The 3,528-nt window shown below is 59.3% G+C and carries 4 protein-coding genes; all 4 read left to right on the top strand.

Translation table 11 applies throughout. From position 1 onward, the window contains the following. The first annotated feature begins 260 nt into the window (after positions 1-260). Genes flgB through flgE form a run of 4 tightly spaced genes read left to right on the top strand, consistent with a single transcriptional unit; the run spans position 261 to position 3,228 of the window. Entirely contained in the window at positions 261-671 is a 411-nt protein-coding gene (gene flgB, locus QMX86_RS27630) for a flagellar basal body rod protein FlgB (protein ID WP_016773613.1), read from the top strand. A gap of 3 nt (positions 672-674) precedes the next feature. Beyond that, positions 675-1,118, top strand: coding sequence for a flagellar basal body rod protein FlgC (flgC, locus tag QMX86_RS27625; RefSeq protein ID WP_016773614.1), 444 nt, complete (start codon positions 675-677; stop codon positions 1,116-1,118). A gap of 15 nt (positions 1,119-1,133) precedes the next feature. Continuing rightward, positions 1,134-1,862 (top strand): flagellar hook assembly protein FlgD, encoded by a 729-nt coding sequence (gene flgD / locus QMX86_RS27620; RefSeq protein WP_071173271.1) that lies wholly within the window; start codon positions 1,134-1,136, stop codon positions 1,860-1,862. A gap of 31 nt (positions 1,863-1,893) precedes the next feature. Then, a complete protein-coding gene (flgE, locus tag QMX86_RS27615; protein WP_056788088.1) occupies positions 1,894-3,228 on the top strand; it encodes a flagellar hook protein FlgE in 1,335 nt (444 codons plus the stop codon). Positions 3,229-3,528 lie beyond the last annotated feature (300 nt).

The raw sequence follows: 3,528 nt of genomic DNA, 5'->3' as shown, positions 1-3,528 counted from the left end.
CTCGCGAAGAGGCCGTCACATTCTGCATTTGCATTGGCTGACACGCCGCCTTCGCGAGCAAGCTCGCTCCCACAATTGTCCGGCTGTGATGGGACGGCAAGCGGCAGAAAAGCGGCATCCGGCGGTAACCGGTTGCCGCTTTTCTGGCATTGCCGCTTAGCCTGTTCGGCGCAAAGCCCCGGAATTCGGGGCTTTGCTCATTTGGCACGGCGCTTGCTAAAGCTCAGATACGAAAAACCGGTCACCTGAAGGTTCCCGACATGAGCATCAGCTTCGACAAAGCGCTGGGCATTCACGAAAAGGCATTGGGCTTCCGCGCCCAGCGTGCCGAAGTGCTGGCCAACAACATCGCCAACGCCGACACCCCGAACTACAAGGCGCGGGATCTGGATTTCTCCAAAGTGCTCGAAGCACAGACCGAGAAGACCAAGACCGGCGGCCACTTTGCCCTGAACATGACCAACAGTCGGCACATCGAGGCTGAAGGACTGGGCAATGGCGACGAGTCGCTGATGTATCGCACGCCGATGCAGCCTTCGATCGACCAGAACACCGTCGACGCTCAACTGGAACAGTCGAACTACGCGGAAAACGCCGTCGGCTTCCAGGCCAGCTTCACCTTGCTCAACAGCAAATTCAAAGGGCTGGTGTCAGCCCTGCGCGGAGAATAATCCATGTCCCTGTCCAGCGTTTTCAACATTGCCGGCAGCGGCATGAGCGCGCAGACCACACGCCTGAACACCGTGGCCTCGAACATCGCCAACGCCGAAACCGTTTCGTCGAGCATCGACCAGACCTACCGCGCGCGCCATCCGGTATTCGCCACCATGTTCCAGGGCGGTCAGGCCGGCGGTAGCAATTCGCTGTTCCAGAACCAGGACGCAGCCGGGCAGGGCGTGCAGGTGCTCGGCGTCGTCGAAGACCAGAGCAACCTCGAAGCGCGCTACGAGCCGAACCATCCGGCCGCCGACGCCAAGGGCTACGTCTACTACCCGAACGTCAACGTGGTGGAAGAAATGGCTGACATGATTTCCGCGAGCCGCTCGTTCCAGACCAACGCGGAAATGATGAACACCGCCAAAACCATGATGCAGAAGGTACTGACCCTCGGTCAGTAATAAGGGGCGACTGCCATGAGCGTTACGGATACCACCAGCAGCCTGAGCATGAACGACATCCTGGCCAACTCGTCGAAGAAGGCCAGCAGCACGACGTCGGGCGGCATCGCTTCGGCGACCAACAGTGCCACCGGCGGCCAGGCGCTGGGCAAGGATGCTTTCCTGCAATTGCTGGTCACCCAGCTGAAAAACCAGAACCCGCTCGATCCGCAGGACAACAGCGCGTTCGTTGCGCAACTGGCGCAGTTCAGCAGCCTTGAAGGCATTACCACGCTGAACTCCACCGTCAGTGGCCTTGCCGGCAACTACAACTCGTCGCAGGCGCTGCAAGCGTCGTCGCTGGTCGGTCGCAACGTGATTGTGCAGACCAACACCGCCCAGCTCGATGACCCGAGCAAAGGTCTGACCGGTTCGGTCAGCGTGCCGTCGTCGATTGCCGGCGGCACCGTGACCATCACCGACAAGGACGGCAAAACCGTGCGCACCATCGACCTGGGCAGCCGCGCTGCCGGCGATGCCAGCTTCACTTGGGACGGCAAGGACACTGCCGGCACCGTGGTTCCGGTCGGCACTTACACGTTCAAGGCCAACGCACCGATCAACGGTACCGCGACCGACCTGGCGACTTACCTGCCAGCGACCGTCAACAGCGTGACGATCAGCCAGACCGGTGGCGAGCTGATGCTCAACCTGGCCGGCAAGGGCACCGTTGCCCTGTCCAAAGTACAAACCATTGGTATATAGAGCCGACTAACCCGGCACGAAGGAGTGGAACATGTCTTTTAACATCGGCCTTAGCGGTCTCTATGCCGCCAACAAACAACTCGACGTAACCGGCAACAACATCGCCAACGTCGCCACCGCCGGTTTCAAATCCTCGCGCGCAGAATTCGAAGACGTCTATTCGTCGACTCGTCTGGGCAGCGGCAGCAAAGTGATCGGCAACGGCGTGCGCCTGGCCAACGTTTCCCAGCAGTTCACCCAGGGTGACATCAACAACACTGGCAACGTGCTGGACATGGGTATCAACGGTTCCGGCTTCTTCACCATGAGCAACAACGGCTCGATCTCGTACACCCGTGCCGGTACGTTCAAGGTCGACAACGCCGGTTACATCACCAACACCGACTACACCTCGCGTCTGCAGGGTTACGGTGTGGATGCCAACGGCAAGATCATCAACGGTGTGTTGACCGATCTGAAGATCGACACCTCGAACCTGGCGCCGAAGTCGTCTTCTGCGGTGACCTCGAGCATCAACCTCAATTCGTCTTCGCCAGTGATCGTTGATACCGGCGCCAGCGCCGTGACGTTCGACCCGTCGAAGCCGGAAACGTACACCAAGTCGTTCAGCACGCCGATCTATGACACCCAGGGCAACGCCCACGTCATGGACCAGTACATGGTCAAGACTGGCGGGAACACCTGGAAGGTTTACACCCTGGTCGATGGCCGTAACCCGGACGCTACCGGCAGCAACCCTGTGACCACTGCGCCGGTTGCCTCGACATTGTCGTTCGACAGCTCCGGCAAGCTGGTTCAGGTGAGCACGCCTAACCCGGCGGATCCAGCCAACCCGATCATCAGCAGCGATCTGAAGATGACCGGCTGGGTGCCGGGCACTGTGACCAATGGCGTGTTTACGCCTAACGGCGCGGCAGCGAATCCGAATGGCGTGACCATCTCGATGGCCAACACCACTCAGTACAACGCTGATACCTCGCGTACGATCCCGACTCAGGATGGTTACGCCACTGGCCAGATCACTAACCTGACCATCGACGGCACCGGTACGCTGTTTGCCAACTTCAGTAACAACCAGAGCAAGGCGATCGGCCAGGTTGCGCTGGCCAGCTTCACCAACGAACAGGGCTTGCAGGCTGTCGGCGGTACCAGCTGGAAAGAGACGTTCGCTTCGGGTATTCCGGGCTACGACGCGCCGAAGACCGGTACGTTGGGTGAGGTGGTGTCCAACTCGCTGGAAGAGTCGAACGTTAACCTGACCAACGAGCTGGTTGATCTGATCAAGGGTCAGAGCAACTATCAGGCGAACGCCAAGACCATTTCGACTCAGAGCACGATTATGCAGACCATTATTCAGATGACCTGATTCGGGTTTCTGACTGGTTTTTTTGGGCCCCTCGGTTTTGAGGGGCTTTTTTTTGGGGCCGTGGCGGCCTTTGGGCCGACCAGATTCTTTGGGTTTTGAGTGAATATCCGTTGCTTCGGTAGCGGCTGCTGGCGGTTTCGCCTGACGGCGACTTACTTTTTTACAAGCGCCTAAAAAAGTAAGCAAAAAACGCTAGCTCCTACGTTCGGCCCTCGCAGGCTCGGGTTCCTTCGCTGCGGGATCGATCCGGGCGCAGCGGCTCCGGTTTGCTTCGCTGCACCTCCTTCCGCTGTGTCTGGC

Source organism: Pseudomonas sp. PS01270 (genome assembly GCF_029959775.1).
Lineage (GTDB): Bacteria > Pseudomonadota > Gammaproteobacteria > Pseudomonadales > Pseudomonadaceae > Aquipseudomonas > Aquipseudomonas atacamensis.
The sequence above is the reverse complement of the archived record's forward strand: the minus strand, read 5'-3'. Positions and strand labels throughout refer to the sequence as shown.

Bases quoted from the DNA above. Each gene is read 5' to 3' on its own strand.
- flgB (WP_016773613.1), top strand. From the start codon at position 261: ATGAGCATCAGCTTCGACAAAGCGCTGGGCATTCACGAAAAGGCATTG.
- flgC (WP_016773614.1), top strand. From the start codon at position 675: ATGTCCCTGTCCAGCGTTTTCAACATTGCCGGCAGCGGCATGAGCGCG.
- flgD (WP_071173271.1), top strand. From the start codon at position 1,134: ATGAGCGTTACGGATACCACCAGCAGCCTGAGCATGAACGACATCCTG.
- flgE (WP_056788088.1), top strand. From the start codon at position 1,894: ATGTCTTTTAACATCGGCCTTAGCGGTCTCTATGCCGCCAACAAACAA.